Source organism: Pseudomonas orientalis (assembly GCF_002934065.1).
Lineage (GTDB): Bacteria > Pseudomonadota > Gammaproteobacteria > Pseudomonadales > Pseudomonadaceae > Aquipseudomonas > Aquipseudomonas orientalis_A.
The window spans coordinates 1,952,383-1,966,808 of sequence record NZ_CP018049.1 but is presented as its reverse complement, the minus strand read 5'-3'; the positions used below and the strand labels follow the sequence as shown (position 1 = coordinate 1,966,808).

General features: G+C 63.2%; 14 protein-coding genes. 5 read left to right on the top strand and 9 right to left on the bottom strand.

The features are described 5' to 3' along the window. Nucleotides 1-171: 171 nt before the first annotated feature. Nucleotides 172-870: an orotidine-5'-phosphate decarboxylase gene (gene pyrF / locus BOP93_RS08945; protein WP_104502315.1), complete on the bottom strand. Its 699-nt coding sequence runs from the start codon at nucleotides 868-870 to the stop codon at nucleotides 172-174. A gap of 258 nt (nucleotides 871-1,128) precedes the next feature. Here pyrF and BOP93_RS08940 point away from each other — a divergent pair, with 258 nt between their 5' ends. After that, complete coding sequence (locus BOP93_RS08940) at nucleotides 1,129-1,893, top strand: response regulator (RefSeq protein ID WP_104505258.1); 765 nt, start codon at nucleotides 1,129-1,131, stop codon at nucleotides 1,891-1,893. Continuing rightward, nucleotides 1,893-2,927, top strand: a complete 1,035-nt coding sequence (locus BOP93_RS08935; RefSeq protein WP_104502314.1) for a sensor histidine kinase — start codon at nucleotides 1,893-1,895, stop codon at nucleotides 2,925-2,927. Before BOP93_RS08940 ends, BOP93_RS08935 begins: the two co-directional genes overlap by 1 nt. On the opposite strand, the gene BOP93_RS08930 is transcribed toward BOP93_RS08935, so the two are convergent. The 8 genes from BOP93_RS08930 to BOP93_RS08895 form a co-directional block, all read right to left on the bottom strand. Next, nucleotides 2,924-3,985, bottom strand: a complete 1,062-nt coding sequence (locus BOP93_RS08930) for an AI-2E family transporter (protein WP_104502313.1) — start codon at nucleotides 3,983-3,985, stop codon at nucleotides 2,924-2,926. The two genes, BOP93_RS08935 and BOP93_RS08930, sit on opposite strands and share 4 nt — an antisense overlap. Before the next feature lie 69 nt (nucleotides 3,986-4,054). Beyond that, complete coding sequence (locus BOP93_RS08925) at nucleotides 4,055-4,873, bottom strand: DUF4892 domain-containing protein (RefSeq protein WP_104502312.1); 819 nt, start codon at nucleotides 4,871-4,873, stop codon at nucleotides 4,055-4,057. Nucleotides 4,874-4,975: 102 nt separating this feature from the next. Beyond that, the gene (locus BOP93_RS08920; protein WP_104502311.1) at nucleotides 4,976-5,830 is read right to left on the bottom strand and encodes an alpha/beta hydrolase; all 855 of its coding nucleotides are present in this window, start codon (nucleotides 5,828-5,830) and stop codon (nucleotides 4,976-4,978) included. Then, the gene (locus BOP93_RS08915) at nucleotides 5,827-6,630 is read right to left on the bottom strand and encodes an alpha/beta fold hydrolase (RefSeq protein WP_104502310.1); all 804 of its coding nucleotides are present in this window, start codon (nucleotides 6,628-6,630) and stop codon (nucleotides 5,827-5,829) included. Before BOP93_RS08915 ends, BOP93_RS08920 begins: the two co-directional genes overlap by 4 nt. 97 nt (nucleotides 6,631-6,727) lie before the next feature. After that, entirely contained in the window at nucleotides 6,728-7,171 is a 444-nt protein-coding gene (locus BOP93_RS08910; RefSeq protein ID WP_104502309.1) for a hotdog fold thioesterase, read from the bottom strand. Between the two features lie 75 nt (nucleotides 7,172-7,246). Next, the gene (sixA, locus tag BOP93_RS08905; protein WP_104502308.1) at nucleotides 7,247-7,696 is read right to left on the bottom strand and encodes a phosphohistidine phosphatase SixA; all 450 of its coding nucleotides are present in this window, start codon (nucleotides 7,694-7,696) and stop codon (nucleotides 7,247-7,249) included. After that, nucleotides 7,693-8,040, bottom strand: a complete 348-nt coding sequence (locus BOP93_RS08900; protein ID WP_065896341.1) for a DUF4389 domain-containing protein — start codon at nucleotides 8,038-8,040, stop codon at nucleotides 7,693-7,695. The genes sixA and BOP93_RS08900 overlap by 4 nt, the downstream gene beginning before the upstream one ends. A 10-nt stretch (nucleotides 8,041-8,050) precedes the next feature. Continuing rightward, the gene (locus BOP93_RS08895; RefSeq protein ID WP_104502307.1) at nucleotides 8,051-9,076 is read right to left on the bottom strand and encodes an NAD(P)H-dependent glycerol-3-phosphate dehydrogenase; all 1,026 of its coding nucleotides are present in this window, start codon (nucleotides 9,074-9,076) and stop codon (nucleotides 8,051-8,053) included. 195 nt (nucleotides 9,077-9,271) lie between these two features. Between BOP93_RS08895 and BOP93_RS08890 the strand changes: the two genes are divergently transcribed. From BOP93_RS08890 to BOP93_RS08880, 3 genes are read left to right on the top strand one after another with little or no spacing between them, the layout of a single operon-like run. Next, nucleotides 9,272-11,404: a TonB-dependent receptor plug domain-containing protein gene (locus BOP93_RS08890; protein WP_104502306.1), complete on the top strand. Its 2,133-nt coding sequence runs from the start codon at nucleotides 9,272-9,274 to the stop codon at nucleotides 11,402-11,404. A gap of 1 nt (nucleotide 11,405) precedes the next feature. Next, complete coding sequence (locus BOP93_RS08885; RefSeq protein WP_104502305.1) at nucleotides 11,406-12,335, top strand: ABC transporter substrate-binding protein; 930 nt, start codon at nucleotides 11,406-11,408, stop codon at nucleotides 12,333-12,335. Continuing rightward, nucleotides 12,332-14,233, top strand: coding sequence for an ATP-binding protein (locus BOP93_RS08880; RefSeq protein ID WP_104502304.1), 1,902 nt, complete (start codon nucleotides 12,332-12,334; stop codon nucleotides 14,231-14,233). The genes BOP93_RS08885 and BOP93_RS08880 overlap by 4 nt, the downstream gene beginning before the upstream one ends. Nucleotides 14,234-14,426: the final 193 nt, after the last annotated feature.

Below are 14,426 nucleotides of genomic sequence, written 5' to 3'. Positions count from 1 at the left end.
TTTCAAAAGTGAGCCGCTGTAAAAGCGGAACCCATAGCAGCCATGACCGCAGAAACGGATATGTACTCGATCTGATCCAACATCCTGGTCGGCCCTGAGGCCGCCATCGGGGGCAAGCCCCCTCCCACAGGAAGCAAGCCCCTCTTAGATTTTTCAGTGAACGCTCGGGTATCAGGCGATTTCGGCAACGACTGCCGCCAACGCTTGCGCCGGATCGGCCGCTTGGCTGATCGGGCGACCGATTACCAGGTAATCAGAACCGGCATCGAGCGCCTGACGCGGCGTCAGAATACGGCGCTGGTCATCCTGGGCGCTGCCCGCCGGACGGATGCCTGGCGTGACCAGTTGCAACGACGGGTGAGCAGTCTTGAGGGCCTGGGCTTCCAGTGCCGAGCACACCAGACCGTCCATGCCGGCTTTCTGCGCCAGGGCTGCCAGGCGCAACACCTGCTCCTGCGGCTCGATGTCCAGGCCGATACCGGCCAGATCTTCGCGTTCCATGCTGGTCAGCACGGTCACGCCGATCAACAGCGGTTTGGGCCCGCTACGCTGCTCCAGCACTTCACGGCAGGCGCTCATCATGCGCAGGCCACCGGAGCAATGCACATTGACCATCCACACGCCCATCTCGGCCGCAGCCTTGACGGCCATGGCGGTGGTATTGGGGATATCGTGGAATTTCAGGTCGAGAAACACTTCGAAGCCTCTGTCACGCAAAGTGCCGACGATTTCCGCCGCGCAACTGGTGAACAGTTCCTTGCCGACCTTGACCCGGCAAAGCGCGGGGTCCAACTGGTCAGCCAGCTTCAGTGCGGCGTCACGGGTGGGGTAGTCCAGGGCGACGATGATAGGAGTCTGGCAGACGGACATTGGCATGGGCTCTCAGGCAAGTCGAAATCGGCGCGGATTGTAGCGCAAGCGGCGCCGTTGCGGGATCCGATGATCGGTAAATACTGATTCTGCGTGGATTGGCGCAGGTTTGCGGCCATTGTTTCAAAGTCGATACATTCACGACATGCGCCCAACATGCCCCTCCGCTAGCCTCGACGCATGACCAACCGTCCAGCACTTCCAGCCATGGGGCTGGGCGCCTATGCTGACCGTAACAATCAGGCAGATGATCGCACTATGCATACTCCTTCCGTCCCGGTAAACGATGCGCACACAGGCGCGGTGATCGCCGATGACAAGCGCTGGAACACCCGTGCGCTGATCGTCGACGACGACGCGCCAATTCGTGAATTGCTGATCGATTATCTGGCGCGCTTCAATATTCTCGCCACGGGCGTGACCGACGGCGCGGCGATGCGCCAGGCCATGCAAGCCGAAACCTTCGATGTGGTGGTGCTCGACCTGATGCTGCCCGGTGAAGACGGCCTCACGCTGTGCCGCTGGCTGCGGGCTGAATCGGACATTCCGATCCTGATGCTCACCGCCCGCTGCGAGCCCACCGACCGTATCATCGGCCTGGAGCTGGGCGCCGACGACTATATGTCCAAGCCCTTTGAGCCGCGCGAATTGGTGGCCCGCATCCAGACGATCCTGCGCCGGGTACGCGATGACCGCACCGAGCAGCGCGCCAACATCCGCTTCGACAATTGGCGTCTGAACAGCGTGTTGCGTCAACTGGTGGCCGACAACGGCCTGGTGGTGCCGCTGTCCAACGCCGAGTTCCGCCTGCTGTGGGTGTTTATCGAACGCCCGCGCCGCGTACTGAGCCGCGAGCAATTGCTGGATGCCGCGCGCGGCCGGTCGATCGAAGCGTTCGACCGCAGCATCGATCTGCTGGTCTCGCGCCTGCGCCAGAAACTGGGAGACGACCCCAAGGCCCCGCAACTGATCAAGACTGTACGCGGCGAAGGCTACCTGTTCGACGCGCGGGATATCGGTTGATGCGCGCCACCTTCAATACGTTGTTCGGGCGGCTGTTCGGCGTGCTGCTGGTGGCCATCGTGCTCGCGCATCTGCTGGCGTTCTTCTGGTTCCATCATTACGGTCCCCCACCACCACCGCCGCAGGACACCTTCGTCGAGCAGCCGGATGGCTCGATGAGGCCGCTGGTCAAGCCTCACCGTCCCTGGTTCGGTGGCCCGGTGGTGCCGCTGACGTTTCAATTCATCTCGCTGATCATCGCCGCGTGGTACGGCGCCAAGCTGCTGAGCCGGCCGATCCAGCGCCTGAGTGCGGCGGCCGAGCGTTTGAGCCTTGACCTCGACAGCCCGCCCCTCGAAGAATCCGGGCCCCGCGAAGCGCGCCAGGCCGCGTCAACCTTCAACCTGATGCAAAGGCGCATCCGCGAACAGGTCAGCCAGCGCGCGCGCATGCTCGGGGCGGTCTCCCATGACCTGCGCACCCCGCTGTCGCGGCTCAAGCTGCGCCTGGAACAGATCGAAGACACCCGGCTGCAAGGTCAGATGCGCCAGGACCTGGACGACATGATCGGCATGCTCGACGCCACCTTGAGCTACCTGCATGAACAGCGCACCAGCGAGACCCGACACTGGCTCGACGTGCAGGCGCTGGTGGAGTCGCTGAGCGAAAACGCCCAGGACCAAGGCAGCGATGTGCACGTGGGCGGCACCTGCGCGCCGTTGCAGGTGCAGCCCATGGCATTGCGTTCGTGCCTCAACAACCTGATCGACAATGCCCTGCGCTATGCAGGTTCAGCCCGTGTGGAACTGGCGGACAGCCGCGGGGCGCTGGTGATCCGGGTGATTGACCACGGCCCCGGCATCGCCGCCGACAAGCGCGAAGCGGTGTTCGAACCGTTCTTTCGCCTGGAGGGCTCACGCAACCGTAATTCCGGCGGCGTCGGCCTGGGCATGACGATCGCCAGGGAAGCGGTCGAGCGCCTCGGCGGCCACCTGAGCCTGGAAGACACGCCAGGCGGCGGATTGACCGCAGTGATGTGGCTGCCCAGGGCTTAAAGCGGCTTGTCTTCGCGCCGCGCCTGGGCCTGGGTCGCGCTCCAGTCCGTCAACAGGCTGTAGGCCACCGCGAGCAAGGTCGGGCCGATAAACAGGCCGATGAAACCGAACGCGATCAAGCCGCCGAACACGCCCAGCAACACGATCACCAGCGGCAGGTTGCCGCCACGGCTGATCAGGTATGGCTTGAGCACGTTGTCGACACCGCTGATGATGAAGGTGCCCCATACGCCTAGGAACACCGCGTAGGTGTAGTCGCCCTTCCACGCCAGCCAGGCCGTGGCCGGGATCCACACCAGCGGCGGGCCCATGGGGATCAGGCTGAGCAGGAACGTCACGCCGCCCAGCAGCAACGCACCGGGCACCCCGGCGATCAGGAAACCGATCAGCGCCAGCACCGCCTGGGCCGCAGCCGTGCCGATCACGCCGTTGACCACCCGTTGCACCGTCCCCGCCACCAGTTCGATGTAATAACCGGCACGGTCGCCGATCAGGCGTTCAAGCAGGCGATGCACAAACATCGCCAGGCGCGGCCCGTCGCGGTAGAAAAAGAACACAAAGACCAGGCTCAAGGTCAGCTCGAGGATACCGCCGCCAATCTGCGCACTGCGCGCCAGCAACCAGTTGCCGACCTGGCCGAGGTACGGCTTGATGCTGAGCATCAGCGCCGCGCCCTGTTGGTCGATGCTGTCCCATGTCGCCACCAGCCGCTCGCCGATAACCGGGATCGAGCCAAGCCAGGTGGGCGCATTGGGCAGGCCGTCGACCTGGATATCCTTGATCAGCACCACGGCATCGCGCACATGGTCCGCCAGGTTGAACCCCAGCCACACGAGCGGCAGCGCCACCAGCAACATCCAGCCCAACGTCAGGATACCGGCCGCCAGCGATTCGCGGCCGCCCAGCACACGTGTCAGCAGAACCATCAGCGGCCAGCTCGCGAACGCCAGCACCGCCCCCCAGAACAGCGCCGACCAGAACGGCGCCATGACCCAGAAGCTGGCACCAAACAGCACCAGCAGCAGGATTTGCACCAGCAGGCGATCGTTATTGAGCATCGGGTATCTCGAAAAGAGTCGGTAGAAGACAGCTTAGGCGAACGGCGCGGGTCCGTTCGCCTTGTGAGGTTAGCGTATCAGACGCACATGCAGGCCCTCGGCGTCACCCGGGCTGTTTTCCAGGCGTGCGGCGCGCACACCGTTATCGATCAGCCCCTGACGCCAAGCTTCGGCGTTGGGACCGGACAGGCTGACCCGCAAGGTGGTATCGAGGTTCAACCCCCTGGAGATCAACGTCAGCCACGTGTCATCAGGCTCGGCACCTAGCGCGGGAAAGTCCAGCTCACCGGTGCTTTTCAACTCACGCAACAGCGTTGCCGAGGTGGGCAGAAGACTCCCCAGCGGCGTGCTGGCGTCCATCTGCTCGACATGCAGATAGGCGCGGCGATTGCCACGGGTGATGCCGTACAGCGCCACCAGCGTGGTGTCCTGCGGGGCCGCCAGACGTAAAAGCAGGTATTCCTGCTGGCCGTCGGCCCCTACCAGCTTGGCATTGCCGAACACTTCGTTGGCCCACAGGCTGCTTTCGCCACAGTCGCGGGCCTGGCACCAGAACAGCAACTGCGCGCCCTTGGCCTGCAGGGCTTCGCGGGTGGCGGTAAAGGCGGCGCTGGAGCTGTGTTCGGCAGGCAGCTCGTAAGTGATCGCGGTGGTTTGACCGCGCGCGGTGGCCTGGCCTTCGGAGCGCAGTTGGCCGCTGATCTTGCGGATGGCACCCATGGGGTAGATGCGTTCCCGCTCTTCAGCAGGGCGGTAGTCGACGATCTGTGCGTCCGCCGGGCGGGCCACGGCCGGCAAGTCCTGGCTCCCCGGCACATCGGCGGCGAACACAAGCGGGCTGAAACAGCACAGCCCGAGGGCACGTAAACATCCTTTACCCAGGCTCATCGGATCAATGAGCCGTGGCCATGGAGGGGCGCAGCGGTTTGAAGATGGTGCATGGTTGACTCCCTTTCAATCCGCCCAGCCTCGGCAGTTGACCGCGCCAAGTCAAGGCGCGCAGAAGAACCGATTGAAACAGTCTGCAACAAGAACCGCACCGGGCTCGTCATTCAGGTGCAAATGATGACCACCCGGCAGCGTCGTCACGGTAAAGGGCAGCCGTGAAAGCAATTCGGGATGTTTCGCCACCATACCGTCAGCCGCCACCACCAACTGCGTAGGGCAACTCACGCGTCGTACGAAAGCCATGGCTTGTTCGTCGGTCAGGCGCATCGGTGATGCCAGGGTCAGACGACTGTCGCTGCGCCAGGTATAGCCGCCCGGCACCGGCATCAAACCGCGCTGGGCCAGCAGTTCTGCGGCTTCGCGGCTGACCGCGACCACGCCATGCATGCGCGCCTCGACCGCCCGGTCCAGGCTGGCATACACCGGTTTGCGCTTGCCTTGCAGGCTCAGTTGCGCCTGCAAGGCCATGCCCAGCCGTTCGGCTGCGTTCTCGCCGCCGGCGGTCGGCGGGATCACGCCGTCGATCAATCCAAGATGCGTCACGCGCTCCGGTAACGCCCCGGCGAGCACCAGGGAGACGATGGCGCCCAGGGAATGGCCAAGTAATGCAAAACGTTGCCAGCCCAGTTGCTCGGCCACTTGCACTACATCGTGCACGTAATCCCACAAGGCATAACCGGCCCCCGCCGGACGATGGGCCGAGTGCCCGTGACCGGCCATATCCAGCGCAACAATGCGTAAACCCTGGAGCTTGGGTGCCAGGCGCGCAAAGCTGTTGGCGTTGTCCAGCCAGCCATGCAGGGCAATGACCGGCAAACCGTCTTCAGGTCCAAATAGATGCGCGGCCAACTCGATATGCGGCAGGCTCAGGCGTACTTCTTCCACCGGCGTACTCATGCGCAACTGCGCTCACGGGCCTGCCAGCGGGAAAACAGCTGCTTGATCAACATGGCGGTGTCCTGGGGTCGCTCAAGGGGGAACATGTGGCCGCCGGGCATGGTGAGCATTTCACCCATGGGCAGGCGACCTACGCCGCTGGCATGATGGCGCAGCACCACACGGCTCTGACGGCCGCGCACCACGGCCAGTGGCACTTTCAACTGGCGCACCTGGCCGGGGCTGGTGTGAGGCACGCCCCGATAGATGCTGATTTCGGTCGCTGGGTCGAAACGCAAGCGCAGGCGATCGCCCACTTGCTGCAGGCCATGTTGCAGATACGCCTCGAAGCACTCGGGGTCGAAACTGCGAAACAGGGTCTTGCCGGCGAAGTAGGCGCGCGCGGCGTCCAGGTCGCTGAATTCCTCGCGGCGGCCCAGGGTGCGTCCGGCCGGGGTCAGGCGGTCGATGAAGCCAAAGCGCTTGGCGGCGCGAATCACCCAGCGATCCGCGCGGGTCAGCACCGGCGAGTCCAGCATCACCACGCCACGGTACAACTGCGGGCAGCGCATTGCGGCATGCAAATGCAACAATCCGCCCAGGGAATGGCCGACGCCCCATACCGGTTCCGGCTGCTGCTGCAGATGATGGATCAGTTCATCCACCAGGTTCTGCCAGTTGTCGTCCACCGGAAACCTGGGGTCATGGCCGTGCTGCGGCAGATGCGCCACGGCATACTCGGGGGCCAGGGCGTCGAACAACTTGCCGTAGGTGGCCGACGGAAAGCCATTGGCGTGGGCGAAAAATACAGGCTGCGACATACCGGCTCGCTCCAGAGGAACAGACCTCGATTGTCACCATGCCCGGCCCTTACGGCAATGACCGTAACCGCCAGGAATGATGACACTCACGCCACGCCTATCGCGCCGGCGGCTGCTCGCCCAGCGGCACCACGGCCACGGTCAGGCGCGAAACGCAACTGGCCTTGCCCTCGTCATTGGTCAGGCGGATGTCCCACACTTGGGTCGTGCGGCCAATGTGGATGGCCTTGGCCACCGCCGTTACCCGCCCGCTGCGCACGCCGCGCAGGTGATTGGCGTTGACCTCCAGGCCCACGCAATAGAATTTGCTGGCATCGACGCACAGGTAGGCCGCCATGGAGCCCACGCTTTCGGCCAGCACCACGGAGGCGCCGCCATGCAGCAGGCCGTAGGGCTGATGGGTACGGTGGTCGACCACCATGCTGGCGGTGAGGGATTCGTCGTCGAAGCTTTCGAAGCGAATGTCCAGCAATTCACCGATGGTGCTTTTCTGACTCGCGTTGAGGTGTTCGATATTCGGTTGCGTGCGCCACAGGCTCATACGGGGTGTCCTTATTGGTTTTATTACGACCCTAATACTGCCATAGATATAGCACAGACACCCGGTCGATGTAGCTTATGGATTTTTCACGCTGACCAGACTCATCAGCCCCGCCAGCGGGAAATCGCCTTCCAGCTCCGCCAGGCTGGCGGTGTGCATCGGTTCTGGCTGGCGCTGATGGCCATGCTGCGCAACGCTGATCAGGCCCCCCACCAATGGCTGATGGCTGACCAGCAGCACGTTGTCATCGGTGTCGAGCTTTTCCAGCACCTGCAGCGGATTGCCCTCCGGCGTCAGCCACGGCACCGTGCGAATCTGCGGTTCGAAGCCCAGCGCCTCGCGCACCAGTTGCGCCGTCTGCTGCGCACGCACATAGGGGCTGGCGATAATGGCGCCGAGCGGCTGGCCGATCAGATGCGCAGCGCTGCGCAACACTTCGGCCCTGCCGTGCGCGGTCAGGTTGCGCTCGGGGTCGGTGCGAGCGTGTGCCTCGGCTTCACCGTGGCGCAGAATCCACAGCTTCATAGCTTGGGCTCTTCGTCACGCACCGGGTGCGGTGCCGGCGGCACGCTGTGAGCGGCTTCGCCTTCCGGTGCACGCGGGGTTGGCCAATCGGCAAACGGCCAGGGTTTTTGCTCGGTGTGGAAGCTGCCGAAGCGACCGATCTGCGCCAGGAACTGGCTGAGGCTGTCGCCGAAGTTCATCAGGCCCAGGTTCGGCGCGCCGTAGATCAGTCGGTAAATCAGTTGCACAATCACCAACGCGCCGAGCAGGAACTGCGCCACCTGCCACACCAGCGCAAACACCAGCATCCAGAGGATGCGCAGCACAATGGACTCATACTTGGGGGCTGCTTTGGAATCGTTCATGCCGCGTTCCTCAGTTGAAACCGCTGGTGGAAATAAAGTCGACATCGGTTTTCGGCTCGGCGCGCATCAGCAGCTCGATGACCTGGCTCAAGGTGCGTCCTTCGAACAGGATCGCGTGCAGCCCGGCCACCAGCGGCATATACACACCGACTTCCTGGGCCTTGGCTTTCAGCACTTTGAGGGTGTTGACCCCTTCGGCCACTTCGCCCAGGCGTGTCACCGCCTCTTCCAGGCTCAACCCCTGGCCCAGCGCGAAACCGACTTGATAGTTACGGCTCTTGGGCGACGAGCAGGTGACGATCAGATCGCCGACGCCCGCCAGGCCCAGGAACGTCATCGGGTTGGCGCCCTGATTCACGGCGAAACGGGTCATTTCGGCCAGGGCGCGGGTAATCAGCATGCTCTTGGTGTTTTCGCCCATCTCCAGGGCCACGGCCATGCCGGCGATGATGGCATAGACGTTCTTCAACGCACCGCCCAGCTCGACGCCAAAGCGATCGCCACTGGCGTACACACGAAAGGTGCGGCCATGCAGCACCGCCTGGACGCGCTCGCACAGCGCCTCATCCTCACTGGCGATCACCGTGGCGGTCAGCGCATGCTCGGCCACTTCCCGCGCCAGGTTCGGCCCGGACAGCACGCCGATGCGCGCCTGGGGTGCGATCTCTGCGAGGATTTCGCTCATCAGCTTGAACGTCTGCGCCTCGATGCCCTTGGTCAGGCTGACCAGCAGCTTGCCCGCCAGACGTTCGGCGTGGGGCGCCAGCACCGAGCGCAAGGCGCTGGAGGGCAGCGCGACAAAGCACAGGTCGCAGTCGGCAAGGGTTGCCAGCAGATCGGTAACGGGCTCGACCGCCGGGTGAATCTTGATGCCTTTAAGGTAACGCGGGTTTTCGCGGTGCACGCGAATGGCCTCGGCCTGCTCTGGATCACGCATCCACTGACGCACCGCGCGGCCATTCTCAGCCAGCAGATTAGCCACGGCGGTACCAAAACTTCCGCCTCCCAGGACCGCAATAGGGCGCTGTTCAGTCATATGCAATCCGTTAATCCATACCAGTGGCAATGGTGGCATTATACGGGGCGACCCGCTTGCGGCCAGCCCCCGCGTGAATTCATGGGCTTGTCGGAAAATGCCACACTTAAGTGAAGTAATTGCAAGTCTCACGACTGGCAAAATGCCCGACCTCAGTTAACATGGGCGGCTATCCGAAATTATCAAGGCCGTGCCGTGTATCTGGGCCCCCCTCCCCGCTCATCCCTGCTATTGATGCTGCCCTTGGTGCTCGCGTGCAGCACCAGTGCGTCGGCCGACGACCTGTTCCTCGACAGTCAGCCGCTGCCGCAGGTCTTGACCGCCACCCGCCTCAAGCAATCGGCCGCTGCCGTACCCGGCAGCATGACCGTGATCGACAGCGAGTTGATCAAGGCCAGCGGGGCGCGTGACATTGCCGAGCTGTTGCGCCTGGTGCCCGGAATGATGGTCGGTTACACCACCGGCAACCAGGCGGCGGTGAACTACCACGGCACCAGCGCCAGCGATGCACGGCGCATGCAGGTTCTGATCGATGGGCGCTCGGTGTACCGCGCAGGGCTGGCCACGGTGGACTGGAGCGATATTCCGGTCGCCATGGAAGACATTGAGCGTATCGAGGTGTTTCGCGGCCCCAACACGGTCAGCTATGGCGCCAATGCGCTGATGGCGGTGGTCAATATTCTCACCCGTTCCCCGGCCAACAGCCAGGGCACGCGGGTGAAAGTCATTCAGGGTGAACGCGGGATCAACGATGTCTACGCCAGTCAGGGCGTGGGCTGGGAAACCGGCGATCTGCGCCTGTCGCTGTCAGGGCAGCAGGACGATGGTTTTGACAGCGATGCCGCCGGCGCCGACCGCCGCGACGGCCGTCGCCTCAGCCGTTTCAGCCTGGCCGTCAGCCAGACGTTGAATGCGCAACAGAGCATCGACTGGCAACTGGATGCCAAGGAGGGGACCAATCAGCGCCCCTACACCTACGCTCCGGTATTTGCCGGGATTACCGAGGGTGGTACCAATTCCGACGCCACTGCCAAGGACTATGCAGGCTCGATGCGCTGGAACTTCGATTTCAATCCCGAACACAGCCTGTATATCCAGGGGTCGGCCCAGCAATGGGACCGTCGGCAAGTCTGGAAAGCCTGTGATGCCAAGGTCTCGTTCAGCCCCGAGTTGACCCGGTTGTGGCAACTCAACCCGAACTATGCCGAACAACTGGCGCGGCACATGGATAAATTCAGCCAGGGCAGCGCCCCACCCGGCAGCGCCGCCGAACAGGCGTTGGGCAACCAGGTGCTGGACCAGTGGCGCAACGGCGCCAACCAGAGCGTGTGCGGCGATATCGACCAAAGCACCAGGGAAAGCCGCTACGACCTGGAGCTGCAAGACACCCTCAGCCTTTCCGACAGCCTGCGCCTGGTCAGCGGGATGAATTACCGCTACGACCGCGCCGACTCCGACACCTACTTCAACGGGACGCTGGACGACACCACCTGGCGCCTGTTCGGCCATCTGGAATGGCGGGCCAGCGAACACTGGCTGCTGCAAGGCGGCGCGATGTACGAAGACACCCACTTGAGCGGCAACTCGCTGACGCCGCGCGTGGCGGTCAACTATCTGATCAACCCGCGCCACGGCCTGCGGGCGGTGTACTCCGAGGCGATCCGTTCGCCGGACATGTTCGAGAACAACGTCAACTGGAGCTACCGCGTCACCAACCTCAGCTCGCCGGTCTACGGGCAGAATTCCGGGCAATATTTTGTGGTGACACGCGGCCCCGGCAATCTTGATAAAGAGTTGATGCGCTCGCGCGAACTGGGCTACAACGGCTTCTTTGCCGACCTCGGGTTGAATGTCGACGTGAAGCTCTTCTACGACGAAATCACCGACATGATCAGCTCGCCGTTGCGCAACAATCAATATATCGCCAGCAACGCCAACAGCTCGCGCTTTACCGGTGCCGAATCGCAGTTCGACTGGCGCGTCAGCGACGCCGACCGGCTGCGCCTGACCTACGCTTACGTCGATGCGAGCGCCAGCAACCCGCTGGACAAGGCACAGACCGCACGCAACAGCGGCTCGGCCGGCTGGTTGCGTGAATGGGGCCACGGCTGGTCGAGCGCCTTGTTCTATTACGGTGACGACGCACTCAACGAGTATCGCTTCGAGCGGGTCGACCTGCGGGTGGCCAAGCGCATTGCCCTGGGCAAAACCAACATGGAGCTGGCCGGCATGCTGCAACAACGCCTCGACAACCAGCCGACCACCTGGCCCGACAACCATTACGACCATCGCCATGTGCTCTACTTCAGCGCGCAGCTAGAGTTCTGACATGGGCGGCCCGTCACGGATGACCCTCCTTCTTGTTTCACGGCTGTGGCGGCGCGGCTTGCTGGCGTCGTGTCTGCTGTTCACCACGCCCGTATGGAGCGCCGATATTCTGCTGACCGCCGCCGAGGACAGTGCCGGTGTCCAGGATTTCACCCGGGCTCTGGCCCGGCAGCGCCCCGAAGACCATGTCGCCTTCACCCTGCTTAAAGATTTGTCGGCACCGAGCCAGTTGCCCAGCACTACCCGCCTGATCCTGCTGGACCTGCCCGGCCTCGACTGGCGCTTGCAGGATACCCAGGGGCCGCCGACGCTGGTGCTGCGCATCAGCCGCCTGCAAGCCCATCAACGCCTGGGCAGCGCGCACCCGGCTAAAATCAGCCTGCTGTGGAGCGACCCGCCGCTGACGCGCCAGTTGCGCCTGATCGCCAGCATCTTGCCCCAGGCGCGGCGTATCGGCGTGCTTTACGGCGCCGACAGCGAATTCCTGCTGCCGGAGCTTGACCGGTACGCCGCGCCATTGGGCCTGGAAATCGTGCCCCAACACTGGGACAACACCAACGACAGCCGCCCCCTTCAAGCCCTGTTCAAGAACAGTGACGTGCTGCTGGGCCTGGACGACCCACAGTTGTACAACCCTAAAACTGCCAAGAACCTGTTGCTGAGCAGCTACGCCCAGCAATTGCCGCTGGTAGGGCCCAACGCCGGGTTTGTCCGGGCCGGCAGCCTGGCCAGTACCTATAGCGACCAGCCCGACTGGCTCGCCGTACTCGATCGCCTGCTGGACCTCCCGCCGGCCAACTGGCCGCGCACGCTTTACCCGCACCATTTCAAAGTGGCGGGCAACCCGCAAGTCGCACGCTCACTGGGCATCGAACAGGTCGACGAAGCTGCCGTCGCCGCCCGACTGGCCGAAGGAGATGAACGCCCATGACCTTGCGCCGTCGCTGGGACATCAACACCCGCACCCAGCTCATCACCCTGGGGCCCGCACTGTTGCTCACCTTGCTGTTGATCAGCTTCTTTACCTTCGTGCGTATCCAGGACTTGCGCCAGGAGCTGGACCACACCGGTCAGTTGATCGCCAATCAACTGGCGCCGGCTACCGAGTACGGCGTTATCTCCGGCAACAATGATGTGCTCGACGCCCTCCTGCGCGCGACGTTGGCCACCCCCCACGTGCGTTTTCTGGAGATCCAGGACAGCGCCGAGAACATCCTGGTGTACGTCGAGCAGCCGTCGGAGAAGCACGACCGTTCATTGTCGGTGAAAGTGTTCCAGGCACCGATCCGCCTGCAGCATATCCAGCTGGGCAATGACTTTTTCCAGGACAACCTCAACGAACCCAAGGCACCGCGAGCGGACTACCTGGGCCGGGTGATCGTCGGGATGTCCAACGACGCGTTCAGCCAGCGCCAGCAGGAAATCCTGTTCAAGGCCGGCATCCTGGCGCTGTTCGCGCTGCTGTTTACCTTTCTGCTGGCGCGACGCCTGGCCGCCAGCCTGTCGCAGCCGATCAGCGCCATGGGGCACGCGGTGAAGGCCATCCAGCAGGGCGATTACAAGACACCGCTGCCGATTGTCGACGACTCCGAACTGGGCGACCTGGCACGGCACATCAACAACCTGGCCACGGGCCTCAACCAGGCCAGCCGCGAGCAACAGCAAGCCATGGCCCAGTTGATCCAGACCCGCGAAGAAGCCGAGCGCGCCAACAATGCCAAATCGGAATTCCTGGCGATGATGAGCCATGAGCTGCGCACGCCGATGAATGGTGTGCTGGGCATGCTGCAACTGCTGGAAACCACCGAAATGACCGACGAGCAGGCCGAGTACGCCGCGCTGGCCTCCGAGTCTACCGAGCACCTGCTCAAAGTGATCAACGACATCCTCGACTTCTCGCGTATCGAACGGGCCGCGCTGGAGCTGGAAGATATTTCCTTCAACCTGGCCGACCTGATCAGCAGTTGCGCCCAAGCGTTCCAGCACAGTGCGCAGCAGCGCGGGCTGGCCCTGGAGCTGTCGATTCCATCGGGCATGGAGGCCCTGCGGGTGCGCGGCGACCCTACGCGTATCCGGCAGATCCTGGTGAACCTGATCGGCAACGCCTTGAAGTTCACCGAGCACGGTACCGTGCGCGTGGAGCCCCACTGGCAGACACTTGACCATGAACTGGTGTGGTTCACCTGCACCGTACGCGACAGCGGTATCGGCATTTCACCCGAGCGTCTGGAATTGATGTTCGACGCGTTCCAGCAGGCCGACAGCTCTATTTCAAGACGTTACGGAGGCACCGGCCTCGGCCTGCCGATCGCCCGCACCCTGGCCGAGCGCATGGGTGGCACCCTGCGCGCCCAAAGCGAAGAAGGCCAGGGATCGGTGTTCACCCTGGAAATTCCATTGGTCATCGATCAGCAAAGCCTGCCTGCCATCGACCTGGACGCGGTGGGTAAAACCAGTGCTGGCGACGGGCGGCACATACTGCTGGTAGAAGACAACCCGGTTAACCGTACCGTGGTCGAAGCCATGCTGCGCAGCCTGGGCTTTGAAGTGAGCCTGGCCACCGATGGCGCCGAGGCGATCCGCAGCGCCGAGAGCCTGATGTTCACCGCGATTCTGATGGATTGCCGGCTGCCATTGATTGACGGTTACGAGGCGACCCGACGCATCCGACAATTGCCGGGCTGCGTCGATTTGCCGATTATCGCCCTGACCGCCAATGCCTTGCAGGGTGATCGCGAAGCCTGCCTGGCTGCCGGAATGAACGATTACCTGGCCAAACCGTTCAAACGCACGGATTTGCAGCAAATCCTCCAACGCTGGGTGCAATAGCTGTCGTGGCTAAGCCAAGTCCGACTGGCGTGGAGGACGAAAGTGCGGCAGTCTTAGGCACCCGAACGGGCCGATAAACAGGTCCGGTTTAACATTTCAGTGAACAAGTGTACATTGAGTACCTTGACGCTGTGACTTTCACTACAACGCAATAGTCTATGTGTAGGCTGCCGCTATGAGGCATGAACGCTTC